The sequence below is a fragment of the Propionibacterium freudenreichii subsp. freudenreichii genome, from assembly GCF_000940845.1.
Lineage (GTDB): Bacteria > Actinomycetota > Actinomycetes > Propionibacteriales > Propionibacteriaceae > Propionibacterium > Propionibacterium freudenreichii.
Genome location: NZ_CP010341.1, coordinates 1,474,632 through 1,490,949, shown reverse-complemented (window position 1 = coordinate 1,490,949; position 16,318 = coordinate 1,474,632). Strand labels below are relative to the sequence as shown.

Here is a 16,318-nt window from a genome sequence, read left to right as displayed (position 1 = left end):
CGCGCCGGTGTCCGGCATGGTCTGCGGCGAGGTCGTGTTGGCGGCGTGGCGCGCCCCTTCACTACTGTGGGCACAGACGAGACGAGGAGAAACCAGATGACAGCGCAAGGGTCCAAGGCCGCCGCAGACGCCCATGGTGATGAGGTCCCCGGGCAGCTGGACGCCACCGGGAGGATCTTTCCCGACCTCGTCGTACCGCCCCTGGCGGAGGGCCCGAAGCGCGCCACGGTCATTGCCATGTGCAACCAGAAGGGCGGGGTGGGAAAGACCACCACGACGATCAACCTGGGCGCGGCGCTGACCGAGCTCGGCCGCTCGGTACTGCTCGTCGACTTCGACCCGCAGGGCTCGGCCTCACTCGGCCTGGGCGTTCACCCGCACACGCTCGACCACAGCGTCTATGACCTGCTCATGAGCCGGGAGTACAGCTTCGACGACGTGGTGATCAACAACCGGATGCCGGGTCTGGACCTGCTGCCTGCCAACATCGACCTGTCCGCTGCGGAAGTGCAGCTGGTCAGTGAGGTCGCCCGGGAACAGTCCCTGCGCAGGGTCATCGATCCGGTGCGCGACCGCTATGACTTCATCCTGATCGACTGCGCCCCCTCCCTGGGCCTGCTCACCATCAATGCGCTGACCGCCTCCGATGAGGTGCTCATCCCGATGGAGGCCGAGTACTTCGCGCTGCGGGGGGTGGCCCTGCTCACTGACACGGTCAGCATGGTGACGGAGCGCATCAATCCCAACCTGCGGCTGCTGGGTGTCCTTGTCACGATGTTCGACGCCCGCACCCTGCACAGCCGGCAGGTACTGGCGCGCCTGCTGGAGGTCTTCGGCGACGATGTCTTCCATACCGTGATTCGCCGAACGATCCGCTTCCCAGAGACCACCGTTGCCGGCGAGCCCATCACGACCTATGCGTCGAAGTCACCCGGGGCCGCGGCATACCGCAGCCTCGCCCGGGAAGTACTGGTGCGATGCGCGCGCCAGTAGCCGGATCCGGTACCGGGGGCCCCACCTCGAGCGGTCGGGTGCGCCACGACGAGAAGATCACCATCTACCTCTCCGCCGACGAGCTCCTCGCGCTGGAACAGGCACGGGTGAGGCTGCGTGGCGAATACCGGATCAGCGCCGACCGCGGGCGCATCGTGCGCGAGGCGATAGCGATGGCGCTGGAAGACCTGGGCTCGGCCGAGTCCGGGCTGGTGCGACGCCTGGGTGCTCAGGCCGGCAATGACATCCACCAACCCTGAGCAGGGCCGGGAATCGTCCAGCTTCCGGGTGCGCCTGGACAACTTCGACGGGCCCTTCGACCTGTTGTTGCAGCTGATCAACAAGCACCGGCTGGACATCACCGAAGTCGCATTGTCGAAGGTGACCGACGAGTTCATTGCGCACGTGCGCGTCGGGGGTCGCGCCTGGGACCTGGACCAGACCAGCAGCTTCCTGGTGGTGGCCGCCACCCTGCTCGACCTCAAGGCGGCGCGACTGTTGCCCGGGGGCGAGGTGGACGACGCCGAGGACCTCGCCCTGCTGGAGGCCCGCGACCTGTTGTTCGCCCGACTGCTGCAGTACCGGGCGTTCAAGCAGATCTCGAAGGTCTTCGCCGCCGCGATGCGCCGTGAGGAACTCGTCCACCCCCGCCCCGGTGGGCTGGAGGACCGCTTCCTCGATGTCCAGCCCGAACTGAGGATTCCCGGTGGTGCGGACCGACTCGCGACCCTCGCCGTGCGTGCCCTCACCCCGGCCGAAGCCCTGGACATGCCGCTGGAGCAGCTGCACATCGTCACCGTCAACGTCGCCGAGCAGGCCGACCTGGTCGTTGCCCGGCTGCGCGCAGCGGGCACGCTGAGTTTCCGTGCCCTGACGGCCGACGCCGATCGCATGACGATCGTGGCACGCTTCCTGGCGCTGCTGGAGCTGTTCCGCCATGCTGCCGTGGCCTTCGAACAGCTGACGCCCCTGGGGGAGCTGACGGTGCGTTGGACCGGGCGCCAGGAGGGCGAGGTGTCCATCAGCAACGAATTCGACATCTCCGGCCCCGTGGACTCCACAGAGTCATCGGTCGCGCCCGATGTCCGTGAGGGGCACGAGCCGGCACCGATCCGCGCCGGTGGGACCGGGGACGCCACGATGGAGGAATTGTGACCAACACACCGCCGACCGCCCCGAGGTCAGCCCCGCAGGACGTCGGACGAGTTCCCGACAGCACTTCCGGGGAGATGGCCCCGGTACCGCCCGCCGAACTCGCCCCCTTCCTGGAGGCCCTGCTCCTGATGGCCGAGGAGCCCATCGACCTGGCGACGCTCAGCGAGGCGAGTGGAACGGCCGAACCGCAGGTGCTGGCCGCACTGGAAGAACTTGCCGCCTTCTACGATGAAACCGGCCGCGGCTTCCAGCTGCGTCACGTGGGTGGGGGCTGGCGGTACTACACCCGCGCCGCCCAGCACGAGCGGATCGCGCCGTGGGTGAGGGCGGGCGGTCAGAACCGGTTGAGCCAGGCCGCGATGGAGACGCTCGCCGTGATCGCCTACCTCCAGCCGGTGGCACGGTCGCGCGTCTCCGCGGTGCGTGGGGTGAACGTGGATGGCGTCGTGCGCACCCTGCTGTCACGGGGCCTGGTGGATGAGCGGGGCAGCGATGCCCAGACGGGGGCCGGCTTGTTGGTGACCACCGACTACTTCCTATCCCGGCTAGGCTTGAGTGCCTTGTCCGATTTGCCCGATATTGCGCCGCTCCTGCCTGATGCGGCTGCTCTTGAGGCGGAATTGACGTCACTGGCGGCCCCAGCAGGGTCCGATGCGTCGTCGCAGGCAACCAATGAGGCTGCACCGCGGGACCGTCCCGATGACGGTGGACGCGACGAGGTACCTCAGGAGGGGTCACACACCAATGGCTGAGAAGGATATGAGCGAGACACACGAACCACCGATTGATCAGTCCGCGGCAAAGCCGGAGGGGATCCGCCTCCAGAAGGTGCTGGCCCAGGCCGGCATCGCATCGCGCCGGGCGAGCGAGGGGCTCATCACCGAAGGGCGCGTGGAGGTGAATGGCCACATCGTCGTGGAGCTGGGTACCCGCGTGGATCCCGAACATGACTCCATTCGCGTCGACGGTGCCCGGATCCCGCCGCCGCGCCGTCACATGTACCTGCTGCTCAACAAGCCGCGGGGCGTCGTGTCCACCATGGACGACCCGGAGGGCCGGCCCACGCTGGCCGAATATGTGCCCCGCCACCAGCGTCTGTTCCATGTGGGACGCCTTGACACCGAGACGGAGGGACTGATCATCCTGACCAATGACGGTGAATTCGGCCATCGGTTGTCCCACCCCAGTTACGAGGTGCGCAAGACCTACCTGGTTGACGCGGAGGGCCTGATGGACAATCGGACGATCCGTCGCCTTGAGAAGGGCCTCACCCTGGAGGACGGGCCCATCAAGCCCGACCGGGTGAAGCTGGTCTCGCGCGGACCGGTGCACACGATGCTGCAGATCACCCTCCACTCGGGGCGCAATCGCATTGTGCGCCGCATGATGGATTCGGTCGGCCATCCCGTACGCCAACTGGCCCGCATCGGCATCGGCCCGGTGCGTCTGGGGAACCTTGCCGTGGGGGAGACCCGGGAACTGAGCCGTGAGGAGCTCGGGACCCTGCTGGACATCGTCAAGCTCTGACCGCCCGACCCATTCGTCCGCGCAGGCCCGTGAGCGCGTGTGTCAGCTAGCATGGCCGCGTGATCATGCCTTCTTCGCGACGTCGCCCCCTCACGCCGACCCCTTCCGGAGTGCGTGCCTCCTGGACCCGTCTGGTCGGCCTGGCAGCGCTTCCCCTGGTGCTGGTGGCCGCGGGCTGCGCCGCTTCGCCCGGGAGTGGGACCTCGCCGTCAGCCGGTACCCCGTCGGCGACTTCGGCGTCAGCTGCCACCACGACGGCAGGTTCGGGCACCTCGTCGGCCGGTGGCTCCGCCGCCGTGCTGACCTCACTCGACCAGGTGCAGGTCACCGGTGGCGTCGGACAGGCACCCACGGTGACGGCCCAGTGGCCCGTGTCGGTCGACCAGACCCTCAGCAAGGTGCTCGTGGCCGGTAGCGGCCAGGTGGTGGGCGCCGATGCAACGGTGCAGGTGAACTACAGCGGCACGAATGGGCGCACCGGGCAGGTGTTTGATTCCAGCTTCAAGAACGGAAAGCCCGCAACATTCGGCCTCGCCCAGGTGATCCCGGGATTCGAGAAGGGCCTGACCGGCAAGCACGTCGGCGACCGCGTCCTCATCGCGGTGACCGGCAAGGACGGCTATGACTCCGCAGGGGGCGCCGCCGCGGCGGGCATCCAGGTCGGGGACTCCCTGTTCTTCGTTGTCGACATCGTGGCCGTCTCCTGAGGAGATGGCGCACCCGGCCCGTCGGCCTTCCCGGCCCCGGGCAATATCTGCACGCTGTGAGGTCGGCTAGCATGAATACGTGTCCATGACCGATCATTCAGACCACGCCGCCAGTGCCTCAGCGTCCCGACATCGCTGGACACGCTGGGCCAGCCTCGCGCTGGTGCCGATCCTGTTGTTGGCTGCCGGTTGCTCCAAGAGCGGCGCCAGCGCCAGCCCCTCATCAGCCTCCGCCCCGGCATCGCAATCCGCCACGTCGACGGCTTCGGCCTCGTCGAGCGGCAAGCTGCTGACCTCGCTGGATTCGGTTCAGGTGAGTGGTGGCTATGGCCAGGAGGCCACCGTGACCGCCGATTGGCCGGTGCAGGTCAACGAGACCATGAGCAAGGTGCTCGTCCAGGGCAATGGCCAGGCCGTCGGCTCCACGTCCTATGTGGAGGTCAACTACGTGGGCGTGGATGCCCGCACGGGCCAGACCTTCGACAACAGCTACACCAAGGGTGCGACGGCGACGTTCGGCCTGTCACAGGTGGTGCCGGGCTTCCAGAAGGGCCTGGACGGCAAGCACATCGGTGACCGCGTGCTGATCGGCGTCACCGGCAAGGACGGCTACGACGCCATGGGCGGGGCATCGGCTGCCGGCATTGAGGTGGGCGACACCCTGTTCTTCGTCGTCGACCTGGTCTCCACGCAGCTGAACCAACCCAGTGGTGAGGCGGTCACCCCTGCGGCCGGACTGCCCACCGTGTCAGGCGACATCAACAATCCGTCCATCACGATTCCCTCCGGCGTTGCCGCGCCCTCGGACCTGGTGGTCCAGCCCCTCATCAAGGGCACCGGCAAGCAGGTGGCGGCCACCGATACCGTCACGGTGAACTTCATCTCCATGTCGTGGGGTGATTCCCGGGTGGTCCAGTCCACCTACAGCAATGGGAGCAACTCTCCCCAAACCGGGGCCCTGAGCGGCCTGGTCGAGGGCTGGCAGAAGGGCCTCGTCGGACAGCCGGTCGGCAGCCGCGTCCTGCTCGTTGTACCCCCCTCGCAGGCCTACCCGGACGGCAATACCAATCCGAGCATCGCCCCCAATACGACGATGGTCTATGTGGTCGACATCCTGTTCACCCGCGCCACCACGGCATCCTGATCGAACCTGCATGGCAGAACCTCCGGGCAATTCCCGGAGGTTCTGCCATGTCTGGCGTCATGGAGCCTGACGTCGGCCTGCGGGGCAGTCCGTCCTCGCGTTGCGGGCGAATTGCGTTGCCCGTGAGTTGTGTTGCGGGCGATCAGTGCCGCAGCAGGTGGTCCTGGGCATCCAGTACACACGGCTGTGCCAGGGCGGGTCGGTGCAGCAATCCCGGATCAGCGCGCACCATGGCCAGCAACTCCCCGGGGCACTCGGCGGTGGGCAGCCCGCAGGAATCGGTGAGCATGCGCAGCACACGGCGGGCATCAATGCCCTGGGCTGCCAGCGTCGTCATGTCAGTCGGATGGTCACGCTTGGCAAGCCGAACGCCGGCCCCGTTCAGCACCAGGCCGACATGTGCGTAGACCGGCTGGACGTAGCCGAGGCGGTGGGTCAACCACGCCTGCCGTGGCGCGGAGGACAGCAGATCAGCTCCGCGGGTGACCTGCCGAACGCCCTGGAGCGCGTCATCGACCACCGACGCCAGGTTGTAGGACGGCGTGCCATCGGCACGCAGCAGCACGAAGTCATCGACCCGTTGGGAGTAGTCACCGGCAAAGCGGTCGTGGACGGTCCACTCGATCCCGCCCGCCCGCACCCGCAGGGCCGGCGTCCGTCGGGTCCTGGCCTCGGCCCGCTGGGCGGCGCTCAGGTGGGCACAGGTCCCCGGGTAGGGGCGATAGTCCCCATGCGGCGCCGCAGATGCCTCGGCGATCTCGCGGCGTGAGCAGAAGCACTCGTAGCTGGACAGGCGATCCGCGTAGCTGCGATAGAGCTCGATGCGCCCACTTTGGCGCAACACCGGTCCGTCCCAGTCGAGGCCCAGTGCCGCAAGGTCCCGCAGTTGCTGGTCAGCCACCCCGGGAGCCGCGGCCACACGGGCCTGATCGAGGTCCTCGATGCGCACGAGGAAGCGCAGCCCCTCGGCCCTGGCGAACAACCATGCCAACAATGCGGTGCGGAGATTTCCCAGGTGGAGCTGCGAGGTGGGGGAGGGGGCAAAGCGACCTGCGCCCGACCGGTCACCCGCACCGGTCGGGACAGGGGCATCGGCGTTCATGCACCCCATGGTTCCACGCGTCTTCCGGTGCCCGCCCGCAGACCCGGGCGCGCTGGTAGCGTTTGGGCGTGGCAGCGCGTAGATCCGAACGACTCGTCAACCTGGCGATCGCCCTGCTGTCCGCACGCCGTTTCCTGTCGAAGGCCGAACTGCGCAGGGTCGTGGAGGCCTATCGTGGCTTGAGCGACTCGGCCTTCGAACGGCAGTTCGAGCGGGACAAGGACGACTTGCGGGCCATGGGCGTGCCGGTGGTGATGGGCAGCAACGACGTCCTGTTCGACGACGACACCGGGTACCGGATCAGTCGCACCGACTTTGAGTTGCCCCCCGTTTCCTTTGACTCCGATGAACTCTCCGCGCTGGGGGCGGCCTCTCGTGTCTGGCAGCAGGCCAGCGCTGCAGAGCAGACCATCTCGGCCCTCGCGAAGCTGCGGGCTGCCGGCGCCGATCCGGATGTCGAGCGGCTGGCTGCGCTGGCGCCGCGGATCAGTGCCAGGGAACCTGCCTTCGAGGTGTGCTGGCGGGCCACGCTCGAGCGTCAGTTGGTGCGGTTCGGCTATCGCGGGTCGCCAGAAGTGCGCACGGTGGCGCCGTGGAGCGTGCTGTGGCGTCGTGGCAGCTGGTACCTGTTGGGCCTGGACCTCACGCGGGAGGGTCCCCGCATGTTCAAGATGAGCCGCATGAACGCCACCCCCGAGACGGTCGGCGGGACCGATGCCTACCAGGTACCCGATGACGTCGACCTGCAGGCCCTGGCCAGGCAGGTGGAGCCCGGGGAGCCGGATTCGCGCGCCCTGTTGGCGCTACGGGACAACAAGGCGCCCGCCCTACGCCGGATCGGTACGCCGGTCGCCCCACCGCGCGCCCTGCCCGAGGGCTTCGCATGCTTCGAGGTGCCCTACACCCGCGATTCCGACTTCGTTGCCGACATCGCTGCGGCCGGTCCTGACGTGGTGGTTCTGGAGCCTGCCGAACTGCGCGATCAGGTATTGGCGCAGCTGCGCGCAGTGCTGGAGGTCAGTCATGACAGGTCTTGATCAGGTCCGCCGGATGCTGGCCGAGGTTCCCTATCTGCAAGCACATCCCGGCGTGAGTGTCACCGAAGTGGCCAGGGCATTCGGTATCAAGAAGCGTCAGGTGCTGGCCGACCTCGACGTGTTGTGGATGTGTGGGCTTCCCGGGGGCCTGCCGGGGGATCTCATCGAAATCGACATGGAAGCCGTCCAGGGCGAGGGCATCATTCGGCTGACCAATGCCGAGGTGTTGAGCAGGCCCATGAGGTTCACCGCCGACGAGGCCACGAGCCTGATCGTGGCGCTGCGTGCCGTCGAGGGACTCACCAGCGGCGCCACGGCATCGGCGGCGCGCCGTGCCGCCGAGAAACTCACCGCGATCGTTCCCTCCTCACAAGCAGGTCGCGTGGGTATCTCGCTCGCCTCGGGCGCCCCCGACATGCGTGAACAGATCGCCACGGCCGTCGAGGGGCGCAGCCAGCTCCGCCTGGAATATGACAATGCCTCGCGCAATGAGACCACCCATCCGGTGGTCGATCCCGTGGCGATCCAGGTGCGGGACGGCGTGGCCTATTTGTGTGGCTGGAGCCTGGAACGGGATGCCTGGCGTTCCTTCCGGTTGGATCGCATCGTGACGGCCAGGCCCACCGGCCAGAAATCTTCCGCCCACGGGACACCCCCACCGGTCGACGACTGGTTCACCCAGGGATCTGGCCAGGTCACACTTGACCTGGCCCCGCAGGCCCGCTGGGTGGTCGAGTACTACCCGACGGATTCGGTCACGGAGCTGCCGGGCGGAGCCCTTCGGGCGACGTTCCCGGTGGGGGACCCCTCCTGGGTTTCGACCATGGTGCTGCGGCTGGGCGAGGGCGTGCTGCACGTCGACCCGCCGCAAGCCGCTCGTGGTGCTGCCGAGCGTGCCGCGTCCGCGCTCGAACTCAATGAACAGCTCGGGCAGGTGGACGCGTAAGCTGATCGGCGGGCTCGGCCGGTGTCGGGCCACTGCAACCCCTCACCCCACGATTCTCGTGATCAAGCCGGACGGATCCGGCGTCGACGAAGGAGTTTGAGATGGATCTTGGATGGCAGGAGCTTCTCATTGTCTTGCTGATTGCCCTCCTGGTGTTCGGCGGCAGCAAGCTCGCCGGCCTCGGGAAGGCCTCGGGCAAGGCAATCCGTGAGTTCAAGGAAGAGACCCAGGGACTCAACGCGAAGAAGAACGCGCAGGGTCAGGCCGACGCGCAGGCCTCACAGCCGGCTGTTCCGCCGACGGTGGTGACCCCCAACACGGCCCAGCCGCAGTCCGGGCAGGGCGCCCAGGGCCAACCCGGTGGACAGGTTGTCAACGGCGAGGTCGTCGACCCGCCCCAGAACAGCTGAGCCCCTTGAGCCGGTCACATGGCCATCACCGTGGATGAAAAGGCGGGCGACGGCAGCCAGGAAGCGGCTCCCGGCAAGAAACGGCGTCGCCTCCACCTGCTGCCCAAGTCGTGGCGCCCTCCCGAGCCCGCCGCCGACGGGTCAATGGAGCTCGTGGACCACCTGCGGGAGCTGCGCTACCGCGTCATCGTGTCGATCCTCGCGGTCCTCGCCGTGGCGCTGTGCTGCTTCATCTTCTACAACCAGCTGACGGCCGTGGCCTTCCACCCGATCCAGCAGGCGATCGAGGTCTACCGGGCCAAGAACCCGGGCGCTGAGGTCGAGATCACCACGACAAATGTCACCGGTGGCTTCACCCTGTTCATGAAGGTGCCCTTCATCGCCGGATTCATCCTGTCGTGCCCTGTCTGGCTGTACCAGCTGTGGGCCTTCATCGCCCCCGGCCTGCTCTCGAATGAACGGCGCGCGGCGATCCGCTTCCTGGGCACCTCGATTCCCCTGTTCCTCACCGGCGTCCTGCTCGGCTATTGGATTTCCCCCAAGGGCTTTGCCGTGCTCCTGCAGTTCAACCCGCCCGGGGTGCTGAACCTCAACGACGCCAACGAGTTCCTCACCTTCGAGCTGACCCTGCTGCTCGTCTTCGGGGTGAGCTTCCTGTTGCCCGTCGTGCTGGTGACCCTCAACCGGTTCGGCATCATCTCCGGTGCGGGGCTGGGCAAGTTCCGGTCCATGGCCATCTTCCTGTGCTTCCTCTTCTCGGCCGTCGCGACGCCCTCCACCGATCCGATCTCCATGTGCGTGCTCGCCGTGCCCATGTCCTTCCTGTATGTCATTGCCGAAGTGCTGTGCAAGCGTCATGATAAGAGGCAGGTGGCTGAACAACAGCAATGACGCTGAGGAGCACCAATGACTTCCGTATTCGGCGAAGCCAGGTCCGATGAGGGGCTCCACGGCCCCGCCGACCCTGCCCGGGTCACACTGCTCGTGAGCCCCTCGGCCGGCCACGGCATGGCCCACATCATGGCGCCCGGCATTGCACTGCAACTTCGTCGCAGGTTGCCCCACACATGGGTCGACGTCGAGGTTTCCACCAGTGCGCACCAGGCACGCCAGTTCGCGGCCGGGGTTGTCGCGCATGCCGCCCGGGCCAGCGCCGGGCAGCGCCCCGATGTGCTGGCGACCCTGGGCGGCGATGGCACCGCCTCCATCGGCATCAACGCCTGTGCCGGCTCCGGCATCCCGTTGGCCGTGTTCCCCGCCGGTACCGGTGACGATTTCCGGCGCGGCGTCGGTTCCCCCGCCCGGCCGGCGCGGGTGATTGATGCGATCGTGGACGGCTTCACGAAACGGATCGACCTCATGCGCGCCACGTCGTCGGCCGATCCGGACCGGCCGCCCTACTGGGTGGGCTCGGTGGTGTCCACCGGCTACGACGCCAGGGTCAATCGTCGGGTCAACCGCTCGGTGGTCAACCTGGGCAAGCTGAGTTACGCCGCGGCGGTGTTCCAGGAGGCGATGCACTTCAAGCCGCTCCATTACGTGTTGGGCATCGACCACGGTGTCCGACGGGACGTGGAGGCCCTGTTGGTCGCGGTCGGCAATTGCGGCTACTTCGGGGGTGGGATCAATGTGTGTCCGGCCGCCGACCCCACCGATGGGGAGTTGGACGTGACCATCGTGCATCCGGTGGGCGTGGGCACCCTCATGCGCGAATTCCCGAACCTGTACAACGGCACCTTCGTGCGCCTCGAACAGGTGGAGACCCTGCGTTGCACCTCCATCCACGTTGATGGTGACGGGTTGTTCGCGCTGGCCGATGGCGAGGAGATCGGCGATGTGCCGATTGACCTGGACGTGGTGCCCGCCAGCCTCGACGTCTTCGTCAACCGGCCCCTGCCGCACATGACCACGCCCGAGTAGCGGGGGAGACCCTCTGGCGGCGCCATGGCGCCCGGACGTCCTAGTCCAGGCCGAACCAGTCCATCAGGAAGACCGCGACCCCATCGTCGGCATTGGTGGCGGTGCCGTGGTCCGCCACCTGTCGGACGGCCGGGCGGGCATTGCCCATGGCGACTCCCACGGCGGCCTCGTGGAGCATCTCGACGTCATTCTCGGCGTCCCCGAAAGCCATGACTCGACCTGCCTCCAGGCCCAGCATCGCTGCGGCCCGGCGCATGCCGACGGCCTTGTTGATCCCGGGATACTGGAACTCGAACAAGGTGTCGGCGGTCCTGACCCCCGTGGCGCGCGTCGCATCGGTGAGCTGCGCCCGGCGTTCGACACGGGCCATGTCCCCTGCGTGGCACATGACATGCAGCTTGGTGCGCGGCTGGTCGAGCGTGGCGACGAGCCCGGGATCCACGGCGGTCCGTACGCGTCCGGACTCGGCCAGCGCATCGAGCAATCCATCGTCATGCGCCGCCACATAGGTTCCGTCGACGACCACCGCGAAGTTCACCGGCAGGTCGGCGTAGACCGCCATGATGTCGCGGAAGACCTCGGGGCGCACCAGGTAGTCACGCTCCACCTGGCCGGTGCGCAGGTCTGCCACGTCGGCGCCATTCATGCCCACCGCGACGTCGACGAGCCCGGTCAGGCCCCACAGGTCGAACAGGGCCTCCAGAGACCGCAGGTCACGTCCGCTGGCCGTGCCGAAGTGGACTCCGCGGCGGCGCAGGGCATCAATTGTCGAAAGGGTGCGTGACGAGACCATCGATTCGGGATCGAGCAGGGTGCCGTCAAGGTCGCACAGCACCAGCGAGATCCCGGGGCGCCCGCGCAGACGCCCCGTCGGGGTGGGGGCAAGGGGGGAGGTCACGCCGCCAGTCTGCCATGGCAGGGCGTGGCGGGAGAGGGGGAGCCGGCTGCCCGCGATGGTGACGGTCCGCGGTGTCCCATCGTGGGCTGGACGGCTGTTCGGGGCGCATGCGGAGGGCCTCACTAGGCTGGAGGTGTGAATACTGCCGATGCGGAGTCGACCGCCAAAGCGACACCGAGCGAGAATCTGCGTGACTTCGCCGGCCACTACGACTTTTCCTTTGACTCCTTCCAGGTGCAGGCGTGCGGGAGCATTGATGCGGGCCACGGCGTGTTGGTGGCCGCTCCGACCGGTTCGGGCAAGACCGTGATCGGGGAATATGCATGCTTCCTGGCGGTGCGCGAGCACAGCCGGTGCTTCTACACCACGCCCATCAAGGCGCTGAGCAACCAGAAGTACCACGACCTCGTGGCGGCCCACGGCGCCGACAATGTGGGGCTGCTGACCGGCGATGTCACGATCAATGGTGACGCACCCATCGTGGTGATGACCACCGAGGTACTGCGCAACATGCTGTACGCAGTGTCTCCCGATCTGGAGACGCTGAGCTATGTGGTGCTCGACGAGGTGCACTATCTGTCGGACCGCTTCCGGGGCGCCGTCTGGGAGGAAGTGATCCTCGGCCTGGCCGAATCGGTGCAGGTCGTGGCGCTGTCGGCCACCGTCAGCAATGCCGAGGAGTTCGGCGACTGGCTCGACACCGTCCGCGGGAATGTCGACATCGTGGTCTGGGAGAAGCGGCCGGTGCCGCTCTACCAGCACGTGATGGCCGACCATGAGATCTACGACCTGTTCGGCAGCGACGGGCGCTCGGTGAATCCCAAGCTCACGGCGCTGGCGCGCCAGGAATCGCGCACCACACGCGATGACTCGCGCCGCCCCAGGGGGCGCAATGGCCGTGGCAAGCGACGCGTCACCTACGGGTCCGGCCAGTTCGGCGGAGCCTCGAGTTCACGGGTGGGAGACCGCCGCCACCAGTCCCACGGGCTGACCCCGAGTCGGGCCATGGTGGTGACCGCACTGCAGAAGGCGGGCCTGGTCCCCGCCATCTACTTCGTCTTCTCCCGCCAGGGCTGCGATGCCGCGGTGCGCCAGTTGTTGCGTTCCGGGGTGCGCCTGACCGACCGCACCGAGCGCGCACAGCTCCGCGAACTCGCCCAGCGTGAGGGCGCCAGCCTGTCGGAGACGGATCGGGCCGCCCTGGGCTGGAATGACTTCGTCGAGGCGCTGTCACGGGGCATCGCGGCCCATCATGCCGGCCTGCTGCCCGTGTTCAAGGCGATCGTCGAAGAGGGATTCACCCGCGGCTGGCTCAAGGTGGTCTTCGCCACGGAGACGCTCGCGCTCGGTATCAACATGCCGGCCCGCACCGTGGTGCTGGAACGGTTGGTGAAGTACAACGGGGAGACCCATGCCGACATCACGCCGGGCGAATACACCCAGCTGACCGGGCGCGCAGGGCGGCGCGGCATCGACACCGAGGGACATGCGGTGGTGCTGTGGCAAACCGGCATGGACCCCAGGGCGGTCGCGGGGCTGGCCTCCAAGCGCACCTATCCGTTGCGTTCGAGCTTCGCACCCAACTACAACATGGCCGTCAACCTGGTGCGCAGTGCCGGCCGTGATCGGGCTCGATCACTGCTGGAGCAGAGCTTTGCCCAGTTCCAGGCGGACCGCAAGGTGGTGGCGGCCGCGCGGCAAGGGGTGGCCGTGGCCGGTCAGATCGCCGACGCCTGGCAGCAGGCACACTGTTCCCGGGGAGATTTCGCCAGCTACGCACGGCTGCGCGATGAGGTGCGCGAGCTGGAACGCGAGCAGGCGCGCCTGCGCAAGCAGGACCAGCGCGCTGCAGTGCTGGATGGCCTGAGTCGGCTGGAACCCGGGGATGTGATCCACCTGGACGCCGGCAAGCGCTCCGGCTGGCTCGTGGTCATCGAGCCCGCCCGGCCCGGGAAGCCCGAACCGCATCCGTTGGTGATGGGTGAGGACCACCAGATCGTGCGCATCGCTCCCGAACAATTCAAGTCGGCCCCGGTGACGGCCGCCAAGGTGCGGGTCCCCAAGCGTTTCGACCGGCACTCCGCGGCGGCGCGCAAGGCGCTCTCGCGAGCACTGGACGCCCGCATCGAGGGGCTGTCCGTCGAGGCCGGCCGCTCCCGGGCGCCCCTTGATGCCGAGCTCAGCCACCAGATCTCCGAATTGCGCGCCCGGCTGCGGGCGCATCCCTGCCATGACTGCCCCCACCGCGAGGACCATGCCCGCGCCGCGGAGCGGGCGCTGCGCCTGGAACGCGAGAACAACGTCACCCAGCGCCGTGCAGCAGATCGACGCAATTCCATTGCGGCCCAGTTCGACCGGATCTGTGCCGTGCTGGACGCCCTGGGCTATCTCGACCCAAGTCACCCCGACGAGGTGACCCCGGCGGGGACAATGCTCACGCGCATCTACAGTGAGCTCGACCTCGTGGTCGCCCAGGCGATCAGGGAGAAGGTCTTTGCCGAGCTCAACGGACCGCAGCTGGCGGCCGTCCTGTCCACCATGGTCTACGAGGCTCGCGCCACCGACACCGGCGGACACCGCATGCCCGACGACACCAGCGCCCGTGCCGAACGAGCCCTCCGCTCGGTGTGGCGCGAGGTCGGACTGGTCGAGCGCGACCATCGCGTGGAACGTCAGCGCGATCTTGATATCGGCTTTGCCGACGCGGCGGCACAATGGGCCTCAGGGGCTTCATTGGCCGACATCCTCGGTGAGTTCGGGCTGACGGCGGGCGACTTCGTCCGGTGGACCAGGCAGGTGGTCGATCTGGCGAGCCAGATCAGTGCTGCCCCAGGATTGGCGGAGCTCGGTTCACCGGGCCTCGCCAGGACCTGCCGGGCGGTCATCGGCCTGCTGCGCCGCGACATCGTCGACTTCGAGACCGCCGAGCCCGAATAGGTCCATCTCCCGTGGTGGTGATGCGTGCCCATGCGCGGGGAGCGCGCCATGATGGAGTCATGATCGCAATTACCGTGAAATGGGATGTCAAGCCCGAGTACGCCGACAAGTTCATGGACTTGGTCGATGAGTTCACCCGGGCATGTCGCGCCGAGCCGGGCTGCCTGTGGTTCGAGTGGTCACGTTCGGTTGACGACCCCAACCAGTACATCCTGCTCGAGGCCTACAAGGATGGTGCAGCCGGCAAGGTGCACGTGGAGTCCGACCACTTCAAGAAGGCCATGGCGACGCAGGGCCAGTACGCGGCCACCCGTCCCAGCGTCATCAGCCTTGAGACCGATCAGGATGGCTGGGCACCGCTGGCAGAGATCAACATGCCGGGGCAGTAGGCGTCCACCGGGCATTCACCGGCCCGCGGCTCCTCGCGGCGGGTGGGCGTGGGGCCGATCCGTGGTGGGTCAGTTGGACCCGGGGCGAGTGCGTGGGTTCGTCGTGACGGTCAGCTCGGGGTCGCGCTGGACCGAGTCGCCCAGCACCTCATCGATGCGCGACATGAGCTCTGGCGGAATCTTCACGCCGCTCGCCCCGACATTGCTCGTCACCTGCTCGGGACGCGATGCGCCCACCAGCGCAGCCGCGACATTGTCGTTCTGCAGCACCCAGGCGATGGCCAGCTGGGCCATCGTGATGCCGAGTTCATCGGCGATCGGACGCAGCCCCTGAACGCGCTCGACCGTCTTCTGGTCGTGCTCGATGAGGTTGTCCAACCCGGCACCGACCTTTGATGCCGCGCGACTGTTGGGGGGAACCGGCTTGCCGGGCAGGTACTTGCCCGTGAGCAGGCCCTGCTCCATCGGCGACCACACGATCTGGGACAGGCCCAGGGTGCGGGACACCGGCACGACGCGCGGCTCAATCACTCGCCACAACATGTTGTAGTGCGGCTGGTTGCTCACCAGGGGGATGTGCAGCTCCCGGGCCAGGCGCGAACCGGCCTCAATCTGCTCAGCGGTCCACTCACTCACCCCGATGTAGAGCGCCTTGCCGGCCCGCACCACGTCGGCGAAGGCCAACATCGTCTCCTCGAGCGGGGTCTCATAGTCAAAGCGGTGCGCCTGGTACAGGTCCACGTAGTCGGTGCGAAGGCGCCCCAGTGAGGCATCGATCGACTCCATGATGTGCTTGCGCGACAGGCCGACATCGTTGGGTCCCTTGGGTCCGGTGGGCCAGTAGACCTTGGTGAAGATCTCCAGGGACTGACGCCTGGTCCCCGCCAAGGCCTCACCCAGGACGGTCTCGGCCTTGCCATTGGCATAGACGTCGGCGGTATCGAAAGTGGTGATTCCGGCGTCGAGCGCGGCATGCACGCAGTCGATGGCCACCTTGTCGTCGATTTGGTCGCCGTGGGTGAGCCAGTTGCCGTAGGTGATCTCGCTGATTTTCAGCCCGGAGTTTCCCAGATAACGAAATTCCATGTTGTCGCCCTTCCTCAGACTTCGCCACCACCAGCCGGTGGGACTGTCAGGAACCATTCAAGCGCGG

Annotated in this window: 15 protein-coding genes and 2 pseudogenes; 14 read left to right on the top strand and 3 right to left on the bottom strand. The window is 67.4% G+C overall.

Features of this window, described 5'->3' with window-relative positions; all coding sequences use genetic code 11:
* Positions 1-96: 96 nt before the first annotated feature.
* From RM25_RS06405 to RM25_RS06375, 7 genes and pseudogenes are all read left to right on the top strand, one after another.
* Positions 97-993, top strand: a complete 897-nt coding sequence (locus RM25_RS06405; protein WP_013161247.1) for a ParA family protein — start codon at positions 97-99, stop codon at positions 991-993.
* Positions 994-1,007: 14 nt separating this feature from the next.
* Positions 1,008-1,253: pseudogene (locus tag RM25_RS06400) on the top strand (hypothetical protein); the annotation flags it as partial.
* Positions 1,234-2,148: a segregation and condensation protein A gene (locus RM25_RS06395; protein ID WP_044636204.1), complete on the top strand. Its 915-nt coding sequence runs from the start codon at positions 1,234-1,236 to the stop codon at positions 2,146-2,148. The pseudogene RM25_RS06400 and the gene RM25_RS06395, both read left to right, overlap by 20 nt.
* On the top strand, positions 2,145-2,900 hold the full coding sequence (scpB, locus tag RM25_RS06390) for an SMC-Scp complex subunit ScpB (RefSeq protein WP_230954633.1): 756 nt from the start codon (positions 2,145-2,147) through the stop codon (positions 2,898-2,900). Before RM25_RS06395 ends, scpB begins: the two co-directional genes overlap by 4 nt.
* A gap of 7 nt (positions 2,901-2,907) precedes the next feature.
* The gene (locus RM25_RS06385; RefSeq protein ID WP_044636757.1) at positions 2,908-3,675 is read left to right on the top strand and encodes a pseudouridine synthase; all 768 of its coding nucleotides are present in this window, start codon (positions 2,908-2,910) and stop codon (positions 3,673-3,675) included.
* Positions 3,676-3,740: 65 nt separating this feature from the next.
* Positions 3,741-4,382, top strand: coding sequence for an FKBP-type peptidyl-prolyl cis-trans isomerase (locus RM25_RS06380; RefSeq protein WP_044636756.1), 642 nt, complete (start codon positions 3,741-3,743; stop codon positions 4,380-4,382).
* A gap of 85 nt (positions 4,383-4,467) precedes the next feature.
* Positions 4,468-5,526 (top strand): FKBP-type peptidyl-prolyl cis-trans isomerase, encoded by a 1,059-nt coding sequence (locus RM25_RS06375; RefSeq protein WP_044636202.1) that lies wholly within the window; start codon positions 4,468-4,470, stop codon positions 5,524-5,526.
* A 142-nt stretch (positions 5,527-5,668) separates the two neighbouring features.
* Here RM25_RS06375 and gluQRS read toward each other — a convergent pair whose 3' ends face one another.
* Positions 5,669-6,628 carry a tRNA glutamyl-Q(34) synthetase GluQRS gene (gene gluQRS / locus RM25_RS06370; RefSeq protein ID WP_044636201.1) on the bottom strand — a complete coding sequence of 320 codons (960 nt, stop codon included), beginning with the start codon at positions 6,626-6,628 and terminating at the stop codon, positions 5,669-5,671.
* Between the two features lie 68 nt (positions 6,629-6,696).
* Between gluQRS and RM25_RS06365 the strand changes: the two genes are divergently transcribed.
* The 5 genes and pseudogenes from RM25_RS06365 (at position 6,697) to RM25_RS06345 (ending at position 10,941) form a co-directional block, all read left to right on the top strand.
* Positions 6,697-7,665 (top strand): helix-turn-helix transcriptional regulator, encoded by a 969-nt coding sequence (locus tag RM25_RS06365; RefSeq protein WP_013161239.1) that lies wholly within the window; start codon positions 6,697-6,699, stop codon positions 7,663-7,665.
* Positions 7,652-8,611 (top strand): helix-turn-helix transcriptional regulator, encoded by a 960-nt coding sequence (locus RM25_RS06360; RefSeq protein WP_044636200.1) that lies wholly within the window; start codon positions 7,652-7,654, stop codon positions 8,609-8,611. The genes RM25_RS06365 and RM25_RS06360 overlap by 14 nt, the downstream gene beginning before the upstream one ends.
* Positions 8,612-8,712: 101 nt before the next feature.
* A pseudogene (gene tatA, locus RM25_RS13515) lies at positions 8,713-8,860 on the top strand (twin-arginine translocase TatA/TatE family subunit); the annotation flags it as partial.
* A gap of 305 nt (positions 8,861-9,165) precedes the next feature.
* The gene (tatC, locus tag RM25_RS06350) at positions 9,166-9,912 is read left to right on the top strand and encodes a twin-arginine translocase subunit TatC (protein ID WP_036940329.1); all 747 of its coding nucleotides are present in this window, start codon (positions 9,166-9,168) and stop codon (positions 9,910-9,912) included.
* Between the two features lie 15 nt (positions 9,913-9,927).
* Complete coding sequence (locus tag RM25_RS06345) at positions 9,928-10,941, top strand: diacylglycerol/lipid kinase family protein (protein WP_048769387.1); 1,014 nt, start codon at positions 9,928-9,930, stop codon at positions 10,939-10,941.
* 40 nt (positions 10,942-10,981) lie between these two features.
* Here RM25_RS06345 and RM25_RS06340 read toward each other — a convergent pair whose 3' ends face one another.
* A complete protein-coding gene (locus tag RM25_RS06340; protein ID WP_044636199.1) occupies positions 10,982-11,839 on the bottom strand; it encodes an HAD family hydrolase in 858 nt (285 codons plus the stop codon).
* Positions 11,840-11,974: 135 nt separating this feature from the next.
* Here RM25_RS06340 and RM25_RS06335 point away from each other — a divergent pair, with 135 nt between their 5' ends.
* Positions 11,975-14,776: a DEAD/DEAH box helicase gene (locus tag RM25_RS06335; RefSeq protein ID WP_373561310.1), complete on the top strand. Its 2,802-nt coding sequence runs from the start codon at positions 11,975-11,977 to the stop codon at positions 14,774-14,776.
* Between the two features lie 59 nt (positions 14,777-14,835).
* Entirely contained in the window at positions 14,836-15,165 is a 330-nt protein-coding gene (locus RM25_RS06330) for a putative quinol monooxygenase (protein WP_013161229.1), read from the top strand.
* A gap of 69 nt (positions 15,166-15,234) precedes the next feature.
* Here RM25_RS06330 and RM25_RS06325 read toward each other — a convergent pair whose 3' ends face one another.
* Positions 15,235-16,251 (bottom strand): aldo/keto reductase family protein, encoded by a 1,017-nt coding sequence (locus RM25_RS06325; RefSeq protein ID WP_013161228.1) that lies wholly within the window; start codon positions 16,249-16,251, stop codon positions 15,235-15,237.
* Positions 16,252-16,318: the final 67 nt, after the last annotated feature.

Coding starts and splice junctions, on each gene's coding strand:
- RM25_RS06405 (WP_013161247.1), top strand. CDS start 97: ATGACAGCGCAAGGGTCCAAGGCCGCCGCAGACGCCCATGGTGATGAG.
- RM25_RS06395 (WP_044636204.1), top strand. CDS start 1,234: ATGACATCCACCAACCCTGAGCAGGGCCGGGAATCGTCCAGCTTCCGG.
- RM25_RS06385 (WP_044636757.1), top strand. CDS start 2,908: ATGAGCGAGACACACGAACCACCGATTGATCAGTCCGCGGCAAAGCCG.
- RM25_RS06380 (WP_044636756.1), top strand. CDS start 3,741: ATGCCTTCTTCGCGACGTCGCCCCCTCACGCCGACCCCTTCCGGAGTG.
- RM25_RS06375 (WP_044636202.1), top strand. CDS start 4,468: ATGACCGATCATTCAGACCACGCCGCCAGTGCCTCAGCGTCCCGACAT.
- gluQRS (WP_044636201.1), bottom strand. CDS start 6,628: ATGAACGCCGATGCCCCTGTCCCGACCGGTGCGGGTGACCGGTCGGGC.
- RM25_RS06360 (WP_044636200.1), top strand. CDS start 7,652: ATGACAGGTCTTGATCAGGTCCGCCGGATGCTGGCCGAGGTTCCCTAT.
- tatC (WP_036940329.1), top strand. CDS start 9,166: ATGGAGCTCGTGGACCACCTGCGGGAGCTGCGCTACCGCGTCATCGTG.
- RM25_RS06345 (WP_048769387.1), top strand. CDS start 9,928: ATGACTTCCGTATTCGGCGAAGCCAGGTCCGATGAGGGGCTCCACGGC.
- RM25_RS06330 (WP_013161229.1), top strand. CDS start 14,836: ATGATCGCAATTACCGTGAAATGGGATGTCAAGCCCGAGTACGCCGAC.
- RM25_RS06325 (WP_013161228.1), bottom strand. CDS start 16,251: ATGGAATTTCGTTATCTGGGAAACTCCGGGCTGAAAATCAGCGAGATC.